The organism is Roseateles sp. P5_B10, assembly GCF_056400485.1.
In genome coordinates this window covers 1-841 of record NZ_JBFULE010001382.1, presented here as the reverse complement: position 1 = coordinate 841, position 841 = coordinate 1, and the positions used below count along the sequence as shown (strand labels likewise).

The window sequence follows — 841 nt, the reverse complement described above, 5'->3', positions numbered from 1 at the left end:
CAGCGGCCCCGTCCGCGAGTTCGCCGGCCGCCAGATCCTGGACATCACCGGCAACCACCTGCCCCTGTCGCCCAAGTACAGCTTCGGCATCAACTTCTCACAGAGCTTCATGTTCGGCGAGGGCTGGGAGCTGACGCCCTGGGTCAACCTGAAGTGGCAGGACAAGATGTACTTCACCCTGCTCAACCTGGACAACCCGCACATCTCCGACAGCCAGAAGGCCTTCACCAAGATCGACGCCAGCCTCAAGCTGCAGGCGCCCAAGTACTGGCGCGCCGAGCTCTATGTGCTGAACGCGACCAACAAGATGACGAAGAACGCGGTGCAGGACGGCGGCGGCTTCGTGCGCGCCTACTGGAACGACCCGCGGACCTACGGGATTCGGGTGGGGATCGACTACTGAGGGTCACTCATGCCGGCCGGCGCGGGTTCGGCATTCAGGTGGCTGTCGGCGCTGGGCGATTTGTCGAACGGAGAGCGCGGAAATTCCGTTTTGCAGCGGTTGCTGACGGTCGGGGCCAGCGCCCGTGCGACAGCAAGGTGCCCAAAGCCGAAATTCGCCAACTTGCAGTTCCAGGCTGGGTGCAGCCGGTTGAAAATTGCGTGTGAATGGGCAGCGGCCACCGATACCGGACCTTGGCTGGCAACGTCGTGCCGCTCAGCGCTGGCGAGCGTTGACGGCGAACCCTTCGAATCCGGCCGGGCGGGCAGGATCGACACCTAAATAAACGGATTCAGCGGCAGGCGCTGCCCAGCCTGCCGCCAATGGCGTTCCCGGCGGCGACCGGCTGCCGCCCTCATTCTTTGGCGCGCTGAAGCGCGCGACGGCAAGCAGCATCAC

Annotated in this window: 2 protein-coding genes; one reads left to right on the top strand and one right to left on the bottom strand. The window is 64.4% G+C overall.

Going from position 1 to position 841, the window contains the following annotated elements; all coding sequences use genetic code 11:
* A partial coding sequence (locus tag AC1DU6_RS33485; RefSeq protein WP_477862655.1) for a TonB-dependent receptor occupies positions 1-403 on the top strand: 403 nt, incomplete at its 5' end.
* Positions 404-658: 255 nt separating this feature from the next.
* Here the strand turns inward: AC1DU6_RS33485 and AC1DU6_RS33480 are convergent.
* On the bottom strand, positions 659-841 hold a 183-nt coding region (locus AC1DU6_RS33480; RefSeq protein ID WP_477862653.1), incomplete at its 5' end, for a hypothetical protein.